This is a genomic window from Cupriavidus taiwanensis (genome assembly GCF_900249755.1).
Classification (GTDB): Bacteria; Pseudomonadota; Gammaproteobacteria; order Burkholderiales; family Burkholderiaceae; genus Cupriavidus; species Cupriavidus taiwanensis_D.
In genome coordinates this window covers 2,965,536-2,987,722 of record NZ_LT976853.1, presented here as the reverse complement: position 1 = coordinate 2,987,722, position 22,187 = coordinate 2,965,536, and the positions used below count along the sequence as shown (strand labels likewise).

The 22,187-nt window shown below is 66.1% G+C and carries 17 protein-coding genes; 8 read left to right on the top strand and 9 right to left on the bottom strand.

Annotation, left to right across the window (positions count from 1 at the left end; all coding sequences use genetic code 11):
- Window positions 1–20: 20 nt before the first annotated feature.
- The 4 genes from coaBC to CBM2594_RS13620 form a co-directional block, all read right to left on the bottom strand.
- A complete protein-coding gene (coaBC, locus tag CBM2594_RS13635; protein ID WP_116357291.1) occupies window positions 21–1,223 on the bottom strand; it encodes a bifunctional phosphopantothenoylcysteine decarboxylase/phosphopantothenate--cysteine ligase CoaBC in 1,203 nt (400 codons plus the stop codon).
- A gap of 219 nt (window positions 1,224–1,442) precedes the next feature.
- Complete coding sequence (gene lspA / locus CBM2594_RS13630) at window positions 1,443–1,973, bottom strand: signal peptidase II (protein WP_116357290.1); 531 nt, start codon at window positions 1,971–1,973, stop codon at window positions 1,443–1,445.
- Complete coding sequence (gene ileS, locus CBM2594_RS13625; RefSeq protein ID WP_116357289.1) at window positions 1,973–4,864, bottom strand: isoleucine--tRNA ligase; 2,892 nt, start codon at window positions 4,862–4,864, stop codon at window positions 1,973–1,975. Before ileS ends, lspA begins: the two co-directional genes overlap by 1 nt.
- A gap of 120 nt (window positions 4,865–4,984) precedes the next feature.
- Window positions 4,985–5,986, bottom strand: a complete 1,002-nt coding sequence (locus CBM2594_RS13620; RefSeq protein WP_116357288.1) for a bifunctional riboflavin kinase/FAD synthetase — start codon at window positions 5,984–5,986, stop codon at window positions 4,985–4,987.
- A gap of 246 nt (window positions 5,987–6,232) precedes the next feature.
- On the opposite strand from CBM2594_RS13620, the gene CBM2594_RS13615 reads away from it, so the two are divergent.
- Window positions 6,233–8,038 carry a hybrid sensor histidine kinase/response regulator gene (locus CBM2594_RS13615; RefSeq protein ID WP_441306987.1) on the top strand — a complete coding sequence of 602 codons (1,806 nt, stop codon included), beginning with the start codon at window positions 6,233–6,235 and terminating at the stop codon, window positions 8,036–8,038.
- Window positions 8,039–8,076: 38 nt separating this feature from the next.
- Here CBM2594_RS13615 and CBM2594_RS13610 read toward each other — a convergent pair whose 3' ends face one another.
- Window positions 8,077–8,736, bottom strand: coding sequence for a response regulator (locus tag CBM2594_RS13610; protein ID WP_012353747.1), 660 nt, complete (start codon window positions 8,734–8,736; stop codon window positions 8,077–8,079).
- A 253-nt stretch (window positions 8,737–8,989) separates the two neighbouring features.
- Here CBM2594_RS13610 and purN point away from each other — a divergent pair, with 253 nt between their 5' ends.
- The 6 genes from purN to nadC all read left to right on the top strand — a co-directional run bounded on the left by purN (window position 8,990) and on the right by nadC (window position 16,202).
- Complete coding sequence (purN, locus tag CBM2594_RS13605) at window positions 8,990–9,658, top strand: phosphoribosylglycinamide formyltransferase (protein ID WP_116357286.1); 669 nt, start codon at window positions 8,990–8,992, stop codon at window positions 9,656–9,658.
- The gene (locus CBM2594_RS13600) at window positions 9,655–11,067 is read left to right on the top strand and encodes an RsmB/NOP family class I SAM-dependent RNA methyltransferase (RefSeq protein ID WP_116357285.1); all 1,413 of its coding nucleotides are present in this window, start codon (window positions 9,655–9,657) and stop codon (window positions 11,065–11,067) included. The genes purN and CBM2594_RS13600 overlap by 4 nt, the downstream gene beginning before the upstream one ends.
- 58 nt (window positions 11,068–11,125) lie before the next feature.
- The gene (locus CBM2594_RS13595) at window positions 11,126–12,523 is read left to right on the top strand and encodes a mechanosensitive ion channel family protein (protein ID WP_116357284.1); all 1,398 of its coding nucleotides are present in this window, start codon (window positions 11,126–11,128) and stop codon (window positions 12,521–12,523) included.
- A gap of 347 nt (window positions 12,524–12,870) precedes the next feature.
- The gene (locus CBM2594_RS13590) at window positions 12,871–14,061 is read left to right on the top strand and encodes a DesA family fatty acid desaturase (RefSeq protein ID WP_116357283.1); all 1,191 of its coding nucleotides are present in this window, start codon (window positions 12,871–12,873) and stop codon (window positions 14,059–14,061) included.
- Window positions 14,062–14,187: 126 nt separating this feature from the next.
- Window positions 14,188–15,342, top strand: coding sequence for a quinolinate synthase NadA (gene nadA / locus CBM2594_RS13585; RefSeq protein WP_116357282.1), 1,155 nt, complete (start codon window positions 14,188–14,190; stop codon window positions 15,340–15,342).
- On the top strand, window positions 15,339–16,202 hold the full coding sequence (nadC, locus tag CBM2594_RS13580) for a carboxylating nicotinate-nucleotide diphosphorylase (RefSeq protein ID WP_116357281.1): 864 nt from the start codon (window positions 15,339–15,341) through the stop codon (window positions 16,200–16,202). Before nadA ends, nadC begins: the two co-directional genes overlap by 4 nt.
- A 60-nt stretch (window positions 16,203–16,262) precedes the next feature.
- On the opposite strand, the gene nadB is transcribed toward nadC, so the two are convergent.
- From nadB to radC, 4 genes are all read right to left on the bottom strand, one after another.
- On the bottom strand, window positions 16,263–17,855 hold the full coding sequence (gene nadB, locus CBM2594_RS13575) for an L-aspartate oxidase (protein WP_116357280.1): 1,593 nt from the start codon (window positions 17,853–17,855) through the stop codon (window positions 16,263–16,265).
- A 163-nt stretch (window positions 17,856–18,018) separates the two neighbouring features.
- Window positions 18,019–18,189 (bottom strand): 50S ribosomal protein L33, encoded by a 171-nt coding sequence (gene rpmG / locus CBM2594_RS13570; protein ID WP_010814980.1) that lies wholly within the window; start codon window positions 18,187–18,189, stop codon window positions 18,019–18,021.
- A 13-nt stretch (window positions 18,190–18,202) separates the two neighbouring features.
- Window positions 18,203–18,436, bottom strand: coding sequence for a 50S ribosomal protein L28 (gene rpmB / locus CBM2594_RS13565; protein WP_006575661.1), 234 nt, complete (start codon window positions 18,434–18,436; stop codon window positions 18,203–18,205).
- Between the two features lie 190 nt (window positions 18,437–18,626).
- The gene (gene radC, locus CBM2594_RS13560) at window positions 18,627–19,313 is read right to left on the bottom strand and encodes a RadC family protein (RefSeq protein ID WP_116357279.1); all 687 of its coding nucleotides are present in this window, start codon (window positions 19,311–19,313) and stop codon (window positions 18,627–18,629) included.
- 1,169 nt (window positions 19,314–20,482) lie between these two features.
- Here radC and ltrA point away from each other — a divergent pair.
- A complete protein-coding gene (ltrA, locus tag CBM2594_RS13555; protein WP_025583916.1) occupies window positions 20,483–22,186 on the top strand; it encodes a group II intron reverse transcriptase/maturase in 1,704 nt (567 codons plus the stop codon).
- Window position 22,187 lies beyond the last annotated feature (1 nt).

Here is a 22,187-nt window from a genome sequence, read left to right as displayed (position 1 = left end):
CGGGGAATGCGTTGCAACAATCAGGGGCGCGCGCGTCCGGGCAGGCGCTGGCCGATGGCCGCGACCAGCTGCCGTGCCAGCGACAGCTTGTCGGCACGCGGCAGCCGTGTCATGCCGGCGGCGTCGAACAGCACGATCTCGTTGTCGTCCATGCCGAAGGTGTGGTGGCCGATATTGCCGACCAGCAGCGGCACGCCCTTGCGCTGGCGCTTCTGTTCGCCGTACTGCTCCAGGTTCTCGCTTTCGGCGGCAAAGCCGACGCAGTAGGGCGCGTCGGCACGGGCCGCCACCGCGGCCAGGATGTCGGGGTTCTGCACGAACTGCAGCGTCGGCGTATCGGTATCGCTGGCCTTCTTCAGCTTCTGCTGCGCGACCTCGGCCGGGCGCCAGTCCGCCACCGCGGCCACCGCGACGAAGACATCCACGCCGTGCAGCTGCGCCATCACCGCGTCATGCATCTGCTGCGCGCTGCGCACGTTGGTGCGGATCACGCCGCGCGGGGTGGGCAGGCCGGTGGGGCCGGCCACCAGCAGCACTTCGGCGCCGGCCTCGCGCGCCGCGCGCGCGATCGAGAAGCCCATCTTGCCGGACGACAGGTTGGTGATGCCGCGCACCGGGTCGATCGCCTCGAAGGTGGGCCCGGCGGTGATCAGCATGCGCTTGCCTTGCAGCGGCTTGGGCTGGAAGAAGGCGATGAGGTCGTCGAGCAGCTCTTCGGGCTCCAGCATGCGGCCGTCGCCGACTTCGCCGCAGGCCTGGTCGCCGCTGCCGGGGCCCAGGATCACCACGCCGTCGGCGCGCAGCTGCGCGGCGTTGCGCTGGGTCGCCGGTGCGGCCCACATCTGGCGGTTCATTGCCGGCGCCACCAGCAGCGGGCAGTCGCGCGCGATGCACAGCGTGCTGAGCAGGTCGTCGCACAGGCCGTTGGCCAGGCGCGCGAGGAAGTCGGTCGAGGCGGGTGCGATGACGATGGCATCGGCCTCTCGCGAGAGGTCGATATGCGCCATGTTGTTGTCGATGCGGGCGTCCCACTGCGACAGGAACACCGGCCGGCCGGACAGCGCCTGCATCGTCACCGGGGTAATGAAGTGCGTCGCCGCCTCGGTCATCGCCACCTGCACGGTGGCGCCGGCCTTGGTCAGCAGTCGGACCAGCTCGGCCGACTTGTAGCAGGCGATGCCGCCGGTCAGGCCGAGAACGATATGCTTGCCGCGCAAATCCATGGTGGGAACCTGGCTGGGGGAGATAGGGAAATGATACCGGCTATGCCGGCCCCGGGTTTGCTCCCCTTTCCCGCATGGCGGGAGAGGGGCCGGGGTGAGGGCGGGGGCTTCGACGTGCGTGGTGCCTTGCTATACCACCCCTCACCCTGCCCTCTCCCCGTGAGGGGAGAGGGGAACACAATGCGTATGTTCGTGCAGTCGTTCTTGCGGCCGTTCTGTTCAGTGCCGCCGCACCCGCCGCAGCTCGTCCACGATCAGCAGCACCGCCCCAACCGTGATCGCGCAGTCGGCCACATTGAACGCCGGCCAGTGGTACCTGCCCACGTAAAAATCCAGGAAGTCGATCACGTGCCCATAGACCACGCGGTCGATCACGTTGCCGACCGCGCCGCCCAGGATCAGCGATACCGCGAAGCAGAACAGCCGCTGGCCGGTATGGCGGTACAGCAGCCAGACGATGAAGGCGCCCACCACCACGCCCAGGCCGGTGAAGAACCAGCGCTGCCAGCCGCCGGCGTCAGCCAGGAAGCTGAACGCCGCGCCCTTGTTGTAGACCAGCACCAGGTTGAAGAAGCCGGTGACCGGGCGCGACTCGCCGTAGCTGAAGCTGCGCACGATCACGATCTTGAAGAACTGGTCGAGCAGCACCACCAGCAGCGCAAAGGCCATCCACAGCAGCGGGGTGGTGCTGCCGGCAGCCTTGTTGTTGCGGCGCGCCGGGCGCGCCGAACGGGACGTGGTCGATGCCATCAGGCATGGCTCCTGTGTTCGCCGGCGCCGAACAGGTTGCTGTCGCAGCGGCCGCAGAGGGTGGGGTGGTCGGGGTTGTGGCCGACGTCGGCGCGGTAATGCCAGCAGCGCTCGCACTTGGCATGCGCCGACGGCGTCACCGTCACCAGCAGGTCGCCGGCCTCGGGCGCGGGCGTGACCTTGGCCGCCGAGGTCAGCAGCACGAAGCGCAGGTCGTCGCCCAGGCTTTGCAGCGCGTCCAGCACCGGGCCGCCGGCCTGGATGGTCAGCTCGGCCTGCAGCGAAGAGCCGATCTCGCCTTCCACGCGCACTGCCTCGAGCTGCCGCGTGACTTCGGCGCGCACCTCGCGCAGCGTATGCCATTTCTGCAGCAGGTCGTCGGCGTCGTCGACTTCCGGCACGGCGTAATAGGTGCTGGTGAAGATGGTGTCGGTGTGCGCGGTGCCGTGGGCGAACACCTGCCATGCTTCCTCGGCGGTGAACGACAGGAATGGCGCCATCCAGTGCAGCATCGCCTGGGTGATGTGGTACAGCGCGTTCTGCGCGGCGCGGCGCGCCTTGGAATCCGGTGCGGTGGTGTACAGGCGGTCCTTCAGCACGTCGAGGTAGAAGCCGCCCAGGTCCTCGGAGCAGAAGGTCTGCAGCTTGGCCACCACCGGGTGGAATTCATAGGCCTCGTAGTGCGACAGCACTTCCTTCTGCAGCTGCGCGGTCAGCGCCACCGCGTAGCGGTCGATCTCCAGCCACTCGGCGGCCGGCAGCGCGTGCTTGCCGTGGTCGTAGTCAGACAGGTTGGACAGCAGGAAGCGCAGCGTATTGCGGATGCGGCGATAGCCTTCCACCACGCGCTTGAGGATCTCGTCCGAGATCGACAGCTCGCCGGAGTAGTCGGTCGACGCCACCCACAGGCGGATGATCTCGGCGCCCATCTTGTTCGAGATGTCCTGCGGCGACACGGTATTGCCGATCGACTTGGACATCTTGCGGCCTTCGCCGTCGACGGTGAAGCCGTGCGTCAGCAGCGCTTTGTAGGGCGGCTTGCCATACAGCATCGAAGCGGTCAGCAGCGACGAGTGGAACCAGCCGCGGTGCTGGTCCGAGCCTTCCAGGTACAGGTCGGCGAGGCGGCCGTCGGCCTCGTCGGCGGACGGTTCGTACAGGTCGTCGCGGTGCGAGCCGCGGATCACGGTCCAGTGCGTGGTGCCGGAATCAAACCAGACGTCGAGCGTGTCGCGGTTCTTCTCATACTGGCTGGCCTCGTCGCCGAGCAGCTCGGCGGGGTCCAGCGCCTGCCAGGCTTCGATGCCTTGCTGCTCGACGCGCTTGGCGATTGCTTCCAGCAGTTCGGGCGTACGCGGATGCAGCGCGCCGGTTTCCTTGTGCACGAAGAACGCCATCGGCACGCCCCACTGGCGCTGGCGCGACAGGGTCCAGTCCGGCCGGTGGGCGATCATGTTGTGCAGGCGCTGCTTGCCCCACGACGGATAGAACTCGGTCGCCTCGATGCCCGCCAGCGCGGTCTCGCGCAGCGTCGGCACGGGCTTGCCGTTCGCCTCGGCCGGATCCACGTCCATGCCCGCGAACCACTGCGAGGTGGCGCGGTAGATGATCGGCGTCTTGTGGCGCCAGCAGTGCATGTAGCTGTGGGTGTACTTGTGCGAATTGAACAGGTTGCCCGAGGCCTGCAGCGCCTCGACGATCTTCGGGTTGGCGTCCCAGATCGACAGCCCGCCGAACAGCGGCAGCGTGGCGGCGTAGACGCCGTTGCCCATCACCGGGCTGATGATGTCCGAATCCGGCATGCCGTGCGCCTTGCACGACTGGAAGTCTTCCACGCCATAGGCCGGCGCCGAGTGCACGATGCCCGAGCCGGTATCGGTGGTGACGTAGTCGCCCAGGTAGATGGGCGAGAGCCGGTCATAGCCGGCATCCATCCCGGCCAGCGGATGGTGGAAGCGGATTTCCGACAGCGCCGCACCGGTAGTGGTGGCGACGACTTCGCCCTGCAGGCCGTAGATTTTCAGTTGTTCCTCGACGCGCTCGGTGGCCAGGATCAGGTGGCCGCGCGGGGTGTCGACCAGCGCGTATTCGACCTCGGGATGCACGTTCAGCGCCTGGTTGCTCGGGATGGTCCACGGCGTGGTGGTCCAGATCACGATCCAGCCCGGCTTGGCATCGAGCTGCCCGACCGGCACCTTGAACGCGTGCGCCAGCTTGTCGGCCTCGGCAAACGGGAAGCCCACGTCGATCGACAGGTCGACCTTGTCCTTGTATTCGACTTCGGCCTCGGCCAGCGCCGAGCCGCAGTCGAAGCACCAGTTCACCGGCTTCAGGCCGCGGAACACGTAGCCCTTCTCCATGATCTTGCCGAGCGCGCGCAGTTCGTCGGCCTCGTTGCTGTAGTTCATGGTCAGGTAGGGGTGGTCCCAGTCGCCGAGCACGCCCAGGCGCTCGAAGTCCACCCTCTGCCGCTGGATCTGCTCGGTGGCGTAGGCGCGCGCCTTGGCCTGGACTTCCTGCACCGGCAGGCCCTTGCCGAACTTCTTCTCGATCTGGATCTCGATCGGCATGCCGTGGCAGTCCCAGCCCGGCACGTAGACGGCGTCGAGGCCGGTCAGCCCGCGCGCCTTGATGATCATGTCCTTGAGCACCTTGTTGACGGCGTGGCCGATATGGATATCGCCGTTGGCATACGGGGGGCCGTCGTGCAGCACGAACTTCTTCGCGCCCTTGCGCGCCGCGCGGATCTTCTTGTAGAGCTGCTTGTCCTGCCACTGCTTGACCCATTGCGGCTCGCGCTTGGGCAGGTCGCCACGCATCGGGAAGGGCGTGTCGAGCAGGTTGACGGGATACTTGTTCTTCTCGGGCTTGGCGCGTTTGTCGTCAGACATTTCGATTCTCAGGGCAATTCGGTTGGCGCGCGGCCGGCGCTGGGCCGGCGGGCGCGCGTGAAGACTGGGGCAGGCGGCGTGCGAACCGGGCCCGCGCAGCGGGGTGCGGGGCGCCGGCCGCTACCTAATTCGGTCGGTGGCCGAGGTGGCGAAATCGCGGCTGCCGCCGCCTTCCGCCGCCGCGGCGCCTGGCGCCGTCAGGCCGAAGAAGGCGCGCGCATCGGCGCTGTCCTTGGCGATCGCGGCGGTGAGTTCGTCCAGGGAGTCGAAGCGCGCCTCGTCGCGCAGCTTCTTCATGAATTCGACCCGCACCAGCTTGCCGTACAGGCTTTCATTGAAATCGAACAGGTGCACTTCCAGCAGCACCCGGCCGGCGTCCTCGATGGTGGGGCGCACGCCGATGCTGGCCACGCCGGGCAGCGGGTGGTCGGCGATGCCGTGCACCTGCACCACGAAGATGCCGCTGACCGCGGGCCGCTTGTGCGAAATGCGCAGGTTCAGCGTGGGGAAGCCCAGGTCGCGGCCCAGCTTGCGGCCGTGGATCACGTGGCCGCTGATGGCGTAGCCGTGGCCGAGCAGGCGCCGCGCGTGTTCCAGGTCGCCGTCGGCCAGCGCCTGGCGCACCGCCGAGCTGGAGATGCGGATGCCGCCCTCGGACACCGACCCCATCTGCTCGACATCGAAACCGTAGCGGCGCCCGGCCTCCTGCAGGTAGGCGAAGTCGCCGGCGCGCTTGGCGCCGAAGCGGAAATCGTCGCCGACCAGCAGCCAGCGGGTATGCAGGCCGTGCCAGAGCACGTTCTCGACGAATTCCTGCGGCGACTGGCCGGCAAAGTGGGCGTTGAAGTGTTCCACCACCACGCGGTCGACGCCGTTGCGGCGCAGGCTTTCCAGCTTGTCGCGCAGCAGCGCGATGCGGGTGGGGGCCTTGTCCGGCGTGAAGAATTCGCGCGGGTGCGGCTCGAAGGTCATCACGCACAGCGGCAGGCCGCGCGCATCCGCCGCCGCGCGCGCACGCGCGAGCAGCGACTGGTGGCCGCGATGCACACCGTCGAAATTGCCGATGGTGAGCGCGCAGGGCGCCCGGCTTTCGGCGTTGGGCAGGCCGCGGAAGACTTTCACGGGGACGGCGGGAATCGATTCGGGTAAAGCGAGCATTATAAGGCGAATGGGTCGGCTTGCCGCTGCCGCCGCCCCGGGCCGGCCCGCGCGCTGCGGCTTTTGTGCCGCAACCGGCCCTCCCGCCATGGCGCGATGCCACAAAAGGCGGCATGATAGGCGCCACTTTGGCTCACTACGGGCCTCGCTGCGGGCGCCGCCGCCTGGCGTACCCGCTCTTCGCCCATTCCTGATTCCCAGTTGAAAGCGCTGACCTATCGGTTCTTTTCCCGGCTCCTGCCCCGGAGCCTGCCCCAGCCGAGCGCCCAGCTCGACGTCGAAACGCGCGCCAAGCTGATGGCGATCGTCCACAAGAATGCGCCAACCGCCATCGTCGCCTCGGTGCTGCTGCCCGCGCTGACCGCCATCGGCTTCTGGAACGACGTCAGCCATGGCGCGCTGCTGGGGTGGGGCGCGGTCATGCTGTTGCTCACCACCGGCGGGCTGTGGTTCTACATTGGCTACCAGCGCGACCACGCCCTGATGAGCCGTTCGGCCCATACCCGCAAGTGGTGGAACAACATGCGCGCGGTCGCCTTCCTGACCGGCGTGACCTGGGGCAGCTCGGCGCTGCTGCATCTGTATACGGACTCGACCGTGTTCTCGAGCGTGCTGTACCTGCTGACGCTCGGGGTGCTGGCCGGCGGCGCGGTATCGCAGGCGCCGGTGCCGTCCAATCTGGTCTACGCCGGCGTGCCGATCCTGGTGCCCAACCTGCTGATGGCGGAATTCGCCTTCCCCGGCCATGGCGCCTATGTGCAGGGGCTGCTGGCAATCTACGCGCTGATGCTGTCGCGCCACGCCTTCAACCTGCAGGTCACGCTGGTGCGCGCTATCCAGCTGGAGGGCGCCAGTCGGCGCCTGGCCAAGCAGTTCCAGGACGAAAAGGAGCGCGCGCTGCATGCCAGCGAAGAGAAATCGCGCTTCCTGGCCGCGGCCAGCCATGACTTGCGCCAGCCGGTGCATGCGCTGGTGATGCTGGTCGAGGCGCTGCGCGCGCGCAACCAGTCCAGCGCGCTGCATCCGCTGGTGGAGCAGGTGGCGGCGGGCACCCAGACCATCGACCTGCTGTTCCGCTCGCTGCTGGACCTGTCCAAGCTGGAAGGGCGCAAGGTCTTGCCCACGCTGGAGCCGTGCGAGCTGGGCGCGCTGATCCGCGACGTGATGAGCCAGTTTGCCGCCGACGCGCGCGAAAGCGGGCTGACCCTGACCCCGCGCGTGCCGGACGAGCTGTACGCGATGGCCGAACCGGTGCTGCTGCGCCGCGCCCTGTTCAACCTGGTGCAGAACGCGCTGCGCTATACCCAGCGCGGCGGCGTGCTGGTGACCGCGCGCCAGCGCCGCAAGCACGTGCGGCTGGAGGTGTGGGATACCGGCGCCGGTGTCACGCCCGAGCACCTGCCAGACATCTTCTCGCCCTACTACCAGGTCCACAACCCGCAGCGCGACCCGTCGCAGGGGCTGGGCCTGGGGCTTGCCATCTTCAAGGAATGCGTGCGGCTGATGCGCGGCACCTATGGCGTGCGCTCGGTGCCGGGCAAGGGCTCGGTGTTCTGGTTCGCGCTGGCGCCGGTGCCGGCCGAAACGGTGGCCAGCGTGCGCGAGATGCGCGCCATGGCGCAGGCCGAGGAGGCCAAGCCCGACCGCCTGCAGGGCACGGTGCTGGTGGTCGACGACGACAGCCAGATCCGCAAGGCCTGGATTGCGCTGATGGAGGCCTGGGGTATCCGCGTGGCCTGCGCCGCGCACGGTGCCGACGCCGACAAGCTGTTCGCCCAGGGCCTGCGCCCCGACATCATCTTCTGCGACCTGCGCCTGCCGGGCAGCGAGAACGGGCTGGATTTGCTCGAACGCTGGCAGAACACGCAGCCGCAGGCGCGCAGTGCATTGTTGACCGGAGACCTGAAGTCGGCCGCGCTGGCGGCGGCGGAGGAGGCAGGCTATTTCGTGCTGCCCAAGCCGGTGGACCCGGCTTCGCTGCGGCTGCTGCTGCGGCGCTGGCTGCGGCCGGCCTAGCCGGGCGCGCATAGCGGCGGGAAGGGCAGTGGCGCGCCTTACTGGCGCAGCCGGAACCGCTCCATGCGCGACATCACCTGCATGCGGGTGCGCACGCCCAGGCGCTGCAGGATGGCGGACACGTGTTCCTTGACGGTGTTCTCGGTCAGCCCCAGCCGCCGTGCGATCACCTTGTTCGGCAGCCCTTCCAGCACCAGCGCCAGCACCGAGCCCTGGCGCGGCGTCAGGCCGAGTTCCGCGGGCGTGACCGGAATGCCGTGGGCCGGACCGAACGATTGCGCGCGGCCGTTCAGGGCTTCATCGGTGGGGAAGGCGGTGTCGCCGGCCAGCACCTTGCGCACCGCGGCGGTGAAGGCGTTGGCATCCAGGTGCTTGCCGACGAAGCCGCACGCCGACAGCGCGCGGGCGCGGCCGACGATTTCAGGCGTGGCCTCGGCGGACATGAAGATAAAGCGCGCGCCCGGAATGACGGTCTTGAACGTCTGCATGGCATCGAAGCCGGTGCCGTCGTTCAGCCAGATATCGAGCAGCACGATATCCGGGCGCAAGCCTTGCTGCAGGCTGGCCAGGGCCTCGCGGGCGCTGCCGGCGGCATGGACTGCCACATCCGGCATCACTTCGGCCAGGAAGGCGGTGGTCCCTGACAAGGCCATAGGATGATCATCGACCACCAACAACGTCGGTGCAGCGTTCGACATGCGAATTCCCGTTCAAATATCCCGTTTCGTCCTTGTTGTCACCTCTCCGGAAAAGCTTTGTCATGCACAGGAATGGCGCGTGGACGTAGGGCCCACTCTATCAGAGGGGGCGAAGCGTCACAATCCATCAATCGGGTTATAGGGCTTCGCTACCACAGGCCAGCATCCCGGCGCCTGTCCGGATCTCGTGAATTAAGCACGTACAGGTTTGGCTTTACCGGAGTTTAGCGCCTCGCCTTGGTAGAATTGCGCGATGAAAAAAATTGTCATCTTGATTTCCGGGCGGGGCTCCAATATGGAAGCCATCGTCCGTGCCTGCGCGAGCGGCGGCTGGCCCGCGCGCGTGGCGGCGGTGCTGTCGAACCGGCCGGACGCCGCGGGCTTGCAGTTTGCGCGCCAGCAAGGCATTGAAACCGGCGTGGTCGACCACCGCCAGCACGCTGATCGGGCCGCCTTCGACGCGGCGCTGGCCGAGGCCATCGACGCCCACGACCCCGACCTGGTGGTGCTGGCCGGTTTCATGCGTATACTCACGCCCGGCTTCGTCGACCGCTACGCGGGCCGGCTGCTGAATATCCATCCGTCGCTGCTGCCGTGCTTCCCCGGGTTGAACACCCACCGGCAGGCGTTGGATGCCGGCGTCAAGCTGCATGGCGCCACCGTGCATTTCGTGACTCCGGAGCTGGATCATGGCCCGATCGTGATCCAGGCGGCGCTCGACGTGCAGCCGCAGGACACGCCCGAGACCCTGGCCGAGCGCCTGCTCGCGTGCGAGCACGTGATCTACCCCCGCGCCGTGCAGTGGTTCGTCGAGGACCGGCTGCAGCTCCAGAACGGCGTTGTCAACGTTATCAACCCGGCCGAACCGCAATTGCTGATGGCCATCTCCGCCGCGACCCCGGCGGCAGGAGTCCAGGCATGAGCCGTACCCAGGCAGGAAACCGTTCCCCCCGCGGCGAAGGCCGCGCCCCCGCGCGCAGCAAGGGCAAGGGCAGCCCGATCCGCAGGTCGCCCAGTGCCGCTGGCACCGGCGGCGCCAACGGCGCCCCGCCGCGCGCGCATGGCGGGCTGCATGCCAGCCACATCCAGCATATCGATCGCCTGCTGGGCAAGGTCATGCTGTTCGCGCGCCCCGCCGATGCGGTGGTCAGCTACTACTTCCGCGAAAACGCCAAGCTCGGCCACCGCGAGCGCGGCATCATCGCCGAGGCGATCTACGCGGTGCTGCGCCGGCGCGTCGAATTCGCCCAGTTTGCCGAAAGCGGCACCGGCGCGACCTCGCGCCGCCTGGCGCTGCTGGGGCTGGCGGCCACGCTGGGCCGCGATGCGCTGTCGCCCTTCCTGTATCCCGATGAAGCCGAGTGGCTGGACCGCCTGACCACCATCGAGCGCTCTAGCCTGGCGCCGCGCGTGCGCGCCAACCTGCCGGAATGGCTGTACGACGAACTGGTGCGCCAGCACGGCGAAGCCTTTGCCGCGGCGCTGGGCGATGCCTGGCTGCGCCCGGCACCGCTGGACCTGCGCGTCAACCTGGCCAAGGCCAGCCGCGACGAAGCGCTGGCCGAGCTGCAGGCCGCGGGCCTGGGCGCCGAGCCCACGCCGATGGCGCCGGCCGGCATCCGCATGGCCGGCAAGCCGGCGCTGAACCAGCTGCCGGTCTTCGTCAACGGCCTGGTCGAGGTGCAGGACGAGGGCAGCCAGTTGCTGTGCAACCTGGTGGCGCCGCGGCGCGGCGAGATGGTGGTCGACTTCTGCGCCGGCGCGGGCGGCAAGACGCTGGCGCTGGGCGCGGCGATGCGCTCGACCGGCCGGCTCTATGCCTTCGACGTATCGGAAAAACGCCTGGCCAACCTGAAGCCGCGGCTGGCGCGCAGCGGCCTGTCCAACGTCCATCCGGTACTGATCGACTCCGAACGCGACGCCAAGATCAAGCGCCTGGCCGGCAAGGCCGACCGCGTGCTGGTGGATGCGCCGTGCAGCGGCCTGGGCACGCTGCGCCGCAATCCCGACCTGAAGTGGCGCCAGTCGCCGGAGTCGGTGCTGGAACTGACCGCCAAGCAGAGCGCGATCCTGGACTCCGCGGCGCGGCTGGTGAAGGGCGGCGGGCGCGTGGTGTACGCCACCTGCAGCGTGCTCGAAGCCGAGAACGAGCAGATCGTGCGCGACTTCCTCGCGGCGCACCCGAACTTCCGCCTGGTGCCGGCCGCCGAAGTGCTGGCCGACCAGAAGATCGAAGTGCCGGGGCTGCCGGACAACGGCATGTTCGCCTTGTACCCGCACCTGCACCAGACCGACGGCTTCTTTGCCGCGGTGCTGGAGCGCACCAGCTGATCGCGGTTTCCCGCCGCGCCGCCCGCCGCGCGCGGGCGGCCCACCCTGAATCTGCACCATGAACGGTGAAACCCTGTCCGACCTCGGTGGCCTGAAGGACCTGAAAGCCTCGCATTCGATGTTCGGCAAGATGCTGGACGACCTGATCCGCGATGCCGGCGGCCCCGGCTTTTTCTGGCAATGGCTGGTGCTGGCCGGCTGCCTGCTGGTGGCGTGGCCGCTGGCGCGCTTCGTGGTGCGGCGGCTCGAGGCGCGCTACGAGGGCTCGAGCTTTTCGGTGCGCTTCGCCGCCGCCAGCCTCGAGCGCGCGATGTTTCCGCTGGCCGGCTGGGCGCTGGTGCTGGTGGCCCGCTTCGCGCTGGCGCCGCTGATCCCGGTCAGCGTGCTGCGGCTGGCGCTGGTGCCGCTGTTCGGCATCACCGCGCTGAATTTCACCTTCTACGTGCTGCGCCGCGTGATGTCCGGCAGCGGCCAGCTGCACGGCATGCTGCTGCTGGTGGAAAAGGTGCTGACCACGCTGGTGTGGGTGGGCATGGCCCTGTACGTGCTGGGCGTGCTCGGCGACGTGGTGGGCTGGATGGAGAGCGTGCGCTTCTCCATCGGCGGCAAGCAGAAGATCAGCGTGGCCGAGACCCTGATGGCGGTGGTCTGGATCCTGCTGACGGTGCTGGTGGCGCTGTGGTTCGGCTCGTGGCTGGAAGAGCGGCTGATGCGTTCGGCCAACCTCGACGGCAACCTGAAGGTGGTGCTGACGCGGATTTCCAAGGCCTTGCTGCTGCTGGTGTCGCTGCTGCTGAGCCTGTCGCTGGTGGGCATCGACCTGACGGTGCTGTCGGTATTCGGCGGCGCGCTCGGCGTGGGCCTGGGGCTGGGCCTGCAGAAGATCGCCAGCAATTACATCTCGGGCTTCATCATCCTGCTGGACCGCTCGGTCAAGCTGGGCGACCAGATTACCGTGGACAAGTACACCGGCATCGTGTCGCAGATCCGCACCCGCTACACCGTGGTGCGCAACGGCGACGGCGAGACGCTGGTGCCGAACGAGCAGCTGGTGGCGCAGTCGGTGCAGAACCATTCGTTCTCGAATACCAATGTGCGCGTGGCGACGCGCGTGCAGGCCGACTACAGCGCTGATCCCGAGACCGTGATCGCACTGCTGACCGAATGCGTGCGCGAACTGCCGCGCGTGCTGCCCGATCCGGAGCCGGCGGCGTTCCTGGTGCTGTTCGCCGACAGCGGCATCGAGTACGAAGTCGCGGTCTATGTGGCCGATCCGCAAAACGGCAAGCTCGGGGTGCAATCGGCGATGAACCGCGCCATCTGGCGCACGCTGCGCGAGCACGGCATCTCGATCCCGTACCCGCAGCGCGAGTTGCGTGTGATGCATGAGACCCTGACGCCAGACCCGGACGCGCCCAAGGCGACGCCGTTGCCAGCGGTCGCCAACGCCTCCTGAGTGCTGCGCAGGCCCTGAAGCAGCGGGCGACGGATGCGCCACCCATGGAACGAAAGCCGTTGCGCTCCGTCCAAATCCGGGTAATAGCGTATGCTTGCGCCCGCGGCGATCCGGTAGAATGCCGGGTTGTCGCGGGTTGAAACATCCCGCCCCCACATCAGACAGCCGCCAGATTGCAGCGGCTCGTACCTGGCTCGCATTGATGAGCCGCTAGCCACGGCCGGCGCCAGACAGCTATCGCAATCAATAGATTCGCAGCTATTTTTTCTGCGCGTTGTGTGTACCGGCCCTGCCGGCTTGCACGGGAAAATTCCCTGAAATTCCCTGTTTAACCGACGGAGAACAGTTTGTTCGACACTATTCTTGACTGGGCCGCTAACGGCCTTGCCAACTGGACCTGGTGGGAGATCGTCATCTACACGCTCGTGATGACGCATATCACGATCGCCGGCGTCACCATCTTCCTGCACCGCTGCATGGCGCACCGGTCGCTGGACCTGCACCCCATTGCGCAGCATTTCTTCCGCTTCTGGCTGTGGCTGACCACGGGTATGGTCACGCGCGAATGGACCGCCATCCATCGCAAGCACCACGCCAAGTGCGAAACCGAAGACGATCCGCACAGCCCGCAGACCCGCGGCATCCGCAAGGTGCTGCTGGAAGGCGCCGAGCTGTATCGCGCCGAGGCCAAGAACCAGGAAACCATCGCCAAGTTCAGCCATGGCTGCCCCAATGACTGGATCGAGCGCAACCTGTACTCGCGCTTCACCTGGCAGGGCGTCGGCCTGATGCTGATCATCGACCTGGCGCTGTTCGGCGTGATCGGCATGTCGGTGTGGGCGGTGCAGATGCTGTGGATCCCGATCCACGCCGCCGGCATCATCAATGGCCTGGGCCACTGGTGGGGCTACCGCAACTACGATTGCGAAGACGCGTCGACCAACGTGTCGCCGTGGGGCCTGATCATCGGCGGCGAAGAGCTGCACAACAACCACCACACCTACCCGACCTCGGCCAAGTTCTCGATCAAGTGGTATGAGTTCGACGTGGGCTGGGGCTATATCCGCGCGATGCAGGCGGTGGGCCTGGCCAAGGTCAAGAAGATCCCGCCCAAGGCGCGCCTGGTCGAGGCCCGTCCGGTCGACCACAACACGCTCGAAGCCATCATCGCCAACCGCTATGACGTGATGGCGCGCTATGCCAAGGCGGTGAAGGGCGCGTTCCGCCAGGAACTGGAAAAGCTCAAGGAAGGCCGCGTGGCCGAGTACCGCAGCATCAAGCCCGCCAGCAAGTGGTTCCACCGCGAGGAAACCAAGCTGGCCGCGCAGCAGCGCGAGCAGCTGGCGAGCATCGTCGAACAGAACAAGGCGCTGCAGACCTTCGTCGAAATGCGCCGTGAACTGGCCGCCATCTGGGGCCGTTCCAACCTGACGCGCGAGCAGCTGCTGCAGCAGCTGCAGGCCTGGTGCCACCGTGCCGAGGCCAGCGGGATCCAGGCGCTGCACGATTTCTCGCTGCGCCTGCGCCGCTACGCCTGATACAATTCGGCCGCGCCGTATGGTTTGACAAAGCCCCGCCCATGGCGGGGCTTTTGTTTTAGATAAACTCCCCCATGTTCTGGCCGGCCGCACCCTGTTGGCGGAGGTCTAGAGGAGTACCCGGAGATGACCCCACAATCGATCAAGACCGTCGAGTTCGAGAAGCCGAACCTGGCGGGTGCTGAAAACGCCGCGGGCGCGAGCTGCGTGGCCCATGCCTGGGCCAAGGTGCCGCCGGTGCTGTCGCCCGATGAGCGGCAGTCGCTGAAGGCGCGTATCCGCCGCTTGCTGAAGGAACGCAATGCGGTGCTGGTGGCGCACTACTACGTCGACGCCGACCTGCAGGACCTCGCCGAAGAAACCGGCGGCTGCGTCTCCGACTCCCTCGAAATGGCCCGCTTCGGCCGCGACCACGAAGCCAGGACGCTGGTGGTGGCCGGTGTGCGCTTCATGGGCGAGACCGCCAAGATCCTCAGCCCCGAGAAGACCGTGCTGATGCCGGACCTGGACGCGACCTGCTCGCTCGACCTGGGCTGCCCGGCCGACGAGTTCGCCGCCTTCTGCGATGCCCATCCGGACCGCACCGTGGTGGTCTACGCCAACACCAGCGCCGCGGTGAAGGCGCGCGCAGACTGGATGGTGACGTCGAGCATCGGCCTTAAGATCGTCGAGCACCTGCATGCGCAGGGCAAGAAGATCCTGTGGGCACCCGACAAGCACCTGGGCAGCTATATCCAGAAGCAGACCGGCGCCGACATGCTGCTGTGGCAGGGCTCGTGCCTGGTGCATGACGAGTTCAAGGGCATCGAGCTGGACCTGCTGCGCCGCGAATTCCCCAACGCCAAGATCCTGGTGCACCCGGAATCGCCGGAAAACGTGGTGGCGCAGGCCGACGTGGTCGGCTCGACCTCGCAGCTGATCGAGGCCGCGCAGAAGCTGGACGCGACCGAATTCATCGTCGCCACCGACAACGGCATCCTGCACAAGATGCGCATGGCGGCGCCGGGCAAGCGCTTCATCGAAGCGCCGACCGCCGGCAACAGTGCCACCTGCAAGAGCTGCGCGCACTGCCCGTGGATGGCGATGAACGCGCTGACCAACCTGGCCGAGGTGCTGGAAACCGGCCGCAACGAGATCCAGGTCGACCCGGTGATCGGCCGCCAGGCGGTGACTTGCATCGACCGCATGCTCGATTTCGCCGCCGCGCAGAAGCGCAACGTGCGTCCGTCGGCCGACCTGGCGCAGGAACAGGCGCTGTTCCAGGGGATCGGTCCGGCATGAGCGTGAATCCGGTTTTCGATAGCTACGGCCCGGCGCTGCAGGCGGCGCTGCACGCCAATGTGCACGCCGCCATCGCCGAGGATGTCGGCAGCGGCGACCTGACCGGTCTGCTGGTGCCGGCGGACAAGTCCGCGCATGCGCGCGTGATCGTGCGCGAGTCGGCGGTGCTGTGCGGCCAGCCGTGGTTCGATGCGTGCATGCGCGCGGTCGACCCGGCGCTGGCGGTGCGCTGGCTGCAGCAGGAAGGCGACCGCATGGCACCGGACTCGGTGGTCTGCGAGATCACCGGCCCGGCCCGCTCGCTGCTGACCGCCGAGCGCCCGTCGCTGAATTTCCTGCAACTGCTGTCCGGCGTGGCGACCGCCACGCGCCGCTATGCCGACCTGATCGCCGGCACGCGGGCGCGCGTGCTCGACACCCGCAAGACGCTGCCCGGCCTGCGCCTGGCGCAGAAGTATGCGGTCCGCATCGGCGGCGGCGAGAACCAGCGCCTGGCGCTGTACGACGGCATCCTGATCAAGGAAAACCATATCGCCGCGGCCGGCAGCATCGGCGCGGCGATGCGGGCGGCGCTGGCGCTCGATACGCAGGCGTCGGTGCAGATCGAGGTGGAGTCGCTGGCCGAGCTGGAAGAAGCGCTGGCCGCCGGGGCGAAGTCGGTGCTGATCGACAACTTCACCGTGCCGATGATGCAGGACGCGGTGAAGCTCAACCAGGGCAGGGCGCTGCTGGAAGTGTCGGGCGGCGTCAATGCCGAGACCATCCGCACCTTCGCCGAGACCGGCGTCGACCGCATCTCGGTGGGCGCGCTGACCAAGGACGTGCGCGCGACCGATTACTCGCTGCGCATCATCGGCTGATGGTTTGCTCCCCTCTCCCGCTTGCGGGAGAGGGAGGCACGCAATCGGTGGATTTGCGGCTCAGCGCTTGCGGCCCGCTGGCGGCTGCATCACCGTCGGCAACGCCTTCGGCAGCGCATCGGGATAGTCGCGGCTGAAATGCAGCCCGCGGCTTTCATGGCGCGAGTACGCGCTGTCAACGATCAGCGAGGCCACTTCGACCAGGTTGCGCAGTTCCAGCAAGTCGCTGGTGACGCGGAAGTTGGCGTAGTACTCGGCAATTTCCTCGCGCAGCAGCACGATGCGGTGCTGCGCGCGTTCCAGCCGCTTGCTGGTGCGCACGATGCCGACGTAGTTCCACATCATCCGGCGCAACTCGTCCCAGTTGTGCGACACCACGACTTCTTCATCGGCATCCGACACCCGGCTCTCGTCCCACGCCGGCAGCGTGATCGTCGGCGCGCCGGCCTTGTCCTGCGCTGCGATGTCCGCCGCGGCGGCGCGGCCGATCACCATGCATTCGAGCAGCGAGTTCGAAGCCAGCCGGTTGGCGCCGTGCAGGCCGGTGCAGGCGGTCTCGCCGACGGCGTAGAGGCCGCCGATATCGGTGCGGCCCAGGGTGTCGGTGACCACGCCACCGCAGGTGTAGTGCGCGGCCGGCACCACCGGGATCGGCTCGCGCGTGATATCGATGCCCAGTTCCAGGCAGCGCGCGTGGATGGTCGGGAAATGTTCCTTCAGGAAGGCTTCAGGCTGGTGCGTGATATCCAGATACACGCAATCCAGCCCGCGCTTTTTCATTTCGAAGTCGATCGCGCGCGCCACCACGTCGCGCGGGGCCAGTTCGGCGCGCTCATCGTGTTCGGGCATGAAGCGCGTGCCGTCGGGCAGCTTGAGCAGGCCGCCTTCGCCACGCACCGCTTCGGAGATCAGGAAGGACTTGGCATAGGGGTGGTACAGGCAGGTCGGGTGGAACTGGATGAATTCCATGTTCGACACCCGGCAACCCGCGCGCCAGGCCATGGCGATGCCGTCGCCGGTGGCCGTGTCCGGGTTGGTGGTGTACAGGTAGACCTTGCCGGCACCGCCTGCGGCCAACACGGTGTGCGTGGCGGTGACGGTGTGCACCGCACCGGTGCGGTCGTCCAGCACGTAGAGGCCGTAGCAGCGGTTGCCCGGCAGCCCCATCTTGCGCGACGTGATCAGGTCGATGGCGAAGTGGTCTTCCAGGATGGTGATGTTCGGGTGCTGCGTGGCCTGCTGCAGCAGCGTGCTGACCACGGCATGGCCGGTGGCGTCGGCAGCGTGGATGATGCGCCGGCGGCTATGGCCGCCTTCGCGCGTCAGGTGGAAGCCCAGTTCGGCCTGCGCGTCGCGCGTGAACGGCACGCCGCGGTCGATCAGCCACTGGATCGCTTCGCGGCCATGCTCGACGATAAAGCGCGTGGCCTCTTCATCGCACAGCCCCGCGCCGGCCACCAGCGTGTCCTGGGTGTGTTCGTCGTGGCTGTCGCCGGAATCGAGCACCGCGGCGATGCCGCCTTGTGCCCAGTCACTGGCGCCCTGCGTCATGGCGCGCTTGCTGAGGATGGCCACCCGATGGGTGTCGGCCAGTTGCAGTGCGACCGTAAGGCCGGCCAGGCCGCTGCCGACGATGGCGACGTCGAAATTCATGGTGCAAGGAGAGCGCCGGCAGGGCGCTTGGCAGATGGGGGAAACGGCAAAGTCTACACCCGGCGCGCGGTCCCGTGCATCAGGTCGGCGGCCCGATGTGCAATCGCTGGACAACAAAAAGCCCCGCGGCTTGGCGGGGCTTTCTGGCGGGATCCCGGATCAATTACTTGATCTTGGTTTCCTTGTAAGCGACGTGCTTGCGGGCGACGGGATCGAACTTCATGATCTCCATCTTTTCCGGCATGGTGCGCTTGTTCTTGGTGGTGGTGTAGAAGTGACCGGTACCTGCGGTCGATTCCAGCTTGATCTTGTCGCGGCCGCCCTTGCTTGCCATGATGTACTCCTAATTAGACTTCGCCGCGTGCGCGCAGGTCGGCGAGCACGGAGTCGATGCCTTTCTTGTCGATCAGGCGCAGGCCGGCGTTCGAGACGCGCAGGCTCACCCAGCGGTTTTCGGATTCAACGAAGAAACGACGATTCTGCAGGTTGGGCAGAAAACGGCGCTTGGTCTTGTTGTTTGCGTGGGAAACGTTGTTGCCGACCATCGGCGCTTTCCCGGTCACTTGACAGACGCGTGCCATGAAGCACTCCTAAATCTTCTATTCGTGGACAATGTTCGCAACAGATCAACAAAAGGCGCGCGGGCCCGGACTGCAGCGGTTGAGACTTCAGCAAAACGGGCATTATAGACCGGATTCCCCCGGCGGATCAATGCTTTCTGTGGTCGGGACGGGCAGGTGTTGTGGCCCGGCTGCTGTCGTGGCGTAGGCATCACAGCCCGGGCAGGCGCTCGCAGCATTCGGCCAGCGAGCGGATTTCATGCCCCGCGACGATGAAATGGTCCAGCAGCCGCACATCGATCAGGTCGAGCGTGCGCGCCAGTTCGCGTGTCAGGTGGATGTCGCTTTGGCTGGGGGCGGTGGTGCCGCGCGGATGGTTGTGCGCGACGATGATGCCGGCGGCATTGTGCGTCAGCGCCTGGCGCGCGACCTCGCGTGGATAGACCGAGGTCCGGGTCAGCGTGCCGCGGAACAGCTCTTCGCTGGCGACCATGCGGTTGCGGGGGTCCAGGAACAGGCACATGAAGACCTCGTGCTGCAGCGGCGCCAGGGTCAGGCGCAGGTAGCTGCGCACCGACTCCGGCGAGTCGAAGCCGGCGGGCAGGCGCAGCGACTCGGCCAGCGCGCGCCGCGCCAGCTCCGGAATGGCCTGCAGCTGCGCAAACTTGGCTGCGCCCATGCCACGGATGCCGGCCAGCGCCGGCCCTTCGGCTGCGAACAGGGCGGTCAGCGAGCCGAAGCGGTGCAGCAGCTCGCGTGCCAGGTCGACGGCACTTTTGCCGGCCGCGCCCACGCGCAGCAGGACCGCCAGCAATTCAGCATCAGACAGGGCGGCAGCGCCGCTTTCCAGCAGTTTCTCGCGGGGCCGCTCGCAGGCGGGCCATTTGGTAATGGTCATGGGCATCCAGGATAGTCGCGTCGGGAACAGGGGCCTTCGGTCCTGGGGCGGCGGGCCAGGGGCCAGTCGAATACAATACGGGTTGTTCGTGCGACACGCACACTCGTGTCCGTCCGCGTCGCGTTAGACGCATCGACCCTGGGAGAGTACTCCCACATGCTAGTGAAACGAAGCCCACCATAGCTTACGCCGCTAGCGCCTGCTCACTTTTCAGATTTGTCTGAGAAGCGTTGCTTGCAGTACTGGCTTACCAGCCAGTGCCCGCCCAAAGGCGCGAACCACGCCCTCGGGCGTGGCGTTGTCCACTCTCCAAGAGGGGACTATGGCTTTACATGCCGAAGTTTGGCATCAAGTTTGAACGTGGCCACGTTGGCCACCAAACGCCATGTGGGCGAATGTCATCTGCCCACAAGGCGGAGCATTTGCATTTCCGGTCCAGTCGGACCGGCAGGTAGGGTTCAGGCGGAGCGAAAGCTCTGCACGCTATGGTTCGGTCAGACACGTCCGTGAGGGCGCTTTGATAGAGAACCTGCTATGCGACTAGCAGTAGCCTAGGGAGACATGCGTCACTGGTAACGGTGGGGTATGAAGCTCTCCTGACAATGTAGCCCCCGTAAGGGTGCCAGAGGACCGTGAGGTCTTCTGGTAGAGACTCCGAGCAGCCATGGGGTCGAGGAGCTAGGCTGACTGGTATGGGTAACGGAAGTGAACTGCTGATAAACGTCGTGAGTATTGCGGTGCCAAAGCTGCTGACAGGCACTAACCAAAACGGTATTTGGTCGGTTGCTCCGCTGGACATTCGGAGCACGTCGTCACTAGACCATCGGCGAAGAGGCAGACCCTAACCCGGTCTTGTAGCGTGCAGGGAACGTGGTAAGCCCGTATGGCTGCCCGAGCGCAGTGTGGCTCAGGCAGGCGGACCGTAAGGAACGCTGTTGGCTGTGCGGGTATGGGAGGTTGGAGAAAGCGAACGCCGGGTTGTAATGATTCGGATAGGGGTTGAAACATCACCTCACGCGAAAGCGGGCAGACTTCCAACTGGTCTTTCGTCGCAGGACGACTGGCTAACCCGCTTGAAACCGAAATTTCTTCCCCTGAGGGGCAATATGCCCCTCAGGGGGCATGTTGTCTCTGCGTTTTGAGGGGAGTCCTCAAGATAGGAGAGCAGCATGGAAGCATTTATCCGTGAGGATAAATCTGCGCTCTCCGGCGCACCGCAACGCTGGGATGCCATCAATTGGCGCCAAGTGGAACGGAACGTCCGGGCAATGCAGATTCGAATTGCGAAGGCAACACAGGAAGGGGACTGGCGCAGGGTGAAAGCCCTGCAACGGTCTCTGACCCGCTCGTTTTCCGCCAAGGCATCGGCGGTAAAGCGAGTGACGGAGAACCAAGGTAAGCGAACGGCAGGCGTCGATCGCGAACTGTGGGACTCGCCTGAAGTCCGGTGGGAAGCCATCGGACGGTTGAAGCGCCGAGGGTACAGGCCATTGCCATTGCGGCGGGTCTTTATTCCTAAGGCCAACGGGAAGGAGCGCCCACTAGGCATTCCGACCATGTTGGATCGAGCCATGCAGGCCTTGCACCTGCTGGCGCTGGAGCCGGTGTCCGAAGGGACGAGCGATCCGAATTCTTATGGGTTCCGGATCAATCGTTCCACGGCGGATGCCATGTCACAGCTGTTCGTCAACCTGTCCAGAGGGCACTCAGCCCAATGGATACTGGAGGCGGATATCAAAGGTTGCTTTGACCATATCAGTCACGAGTGGCTGGAGCGCAACGTCCCCATGGATCGAGCCATCCTCCGCAAGTGGCTGAAGGCTGGCGTGATATTTCAGGGCCAGTTTCAGGCGACCGAAGCCGGAACACCGCAGGGAGGAATCATCTCCCCGACTCTGGCAAACGTGGCGTTGAACGGGTTGGAACGACAACTGGTTGCTTCCTTTGAGAAGAAGCTGGGAGTCGCCAAAACGCGGAAGCTGAAGGTGAATGTTGTGCGCTATGCGGACGACTTCGTGATCACGGGCACTACGCCTGAGATCCTACAAAACGAGGTGAAGCCGTGGGTGGAGCAGTTCCTAGCGGTACGAGGGCTGACGCTATCAACGGAGAAAACGCGGATCGTCAACATAGCCGATGGCTTTGACTTTCTTGGGTGGAACTTCCGGAAGTACTCCGGAACACTGCTCATCAAGCCCAGCAGGAAGAACGTGCAGACGTTCTACCGCAAGGTGAAGGATGTCATCAGTGCCAACAAGACGGTGAAGCAGTCAGAGCTGATTCGACTGCTGAACCCGATGCTAAGAGGTTGGGCGCAGTACCACCGCGCCGTAGTGGCGAAGGCGGCTTTCAACCGTTTGGGGCACGACATTTTTCGTGCCCTATGGCGGTGGGCCAAGCGGCGACATCCAGGCAAGAAGGCGGATTGGGTGCGGAAGAAGTACTTCGGCTCAGTCGGTCAGCGCAGCTGGGTGTTTGGCACCACAGTAGTGAAAGATGTCGATAGTGAGGTATGGGTTGAGTTGTACTCGCTCGCGAGCACGCCCATTCAAAGGCACAAGAAGATCAGAGGGGATTACAACCCCTTTGATCCGGCGCAGGAGGTGTATGGTGAAACATTGCGACAGGAGCGGCTGCTTGACAGCATGGCGCACCGAAAGCAGTGGATCAAGCTGTACATGTCCCAGCGGGGCTTGTGTGCTCTGTGTCAGTGCAAGATGACCAAGGACACTGGGTGGCATGACCACCACATCGAGTACCGCGTACGCGGTGGCTCCGATGGTCTGAGGAACCGCGTGCTGCTGCATCCGAACTGTCACGTCCAAGTGCATAACCACGGGCTTTCTGTTGTAAAGCCGGTGCCATCGATTTGAT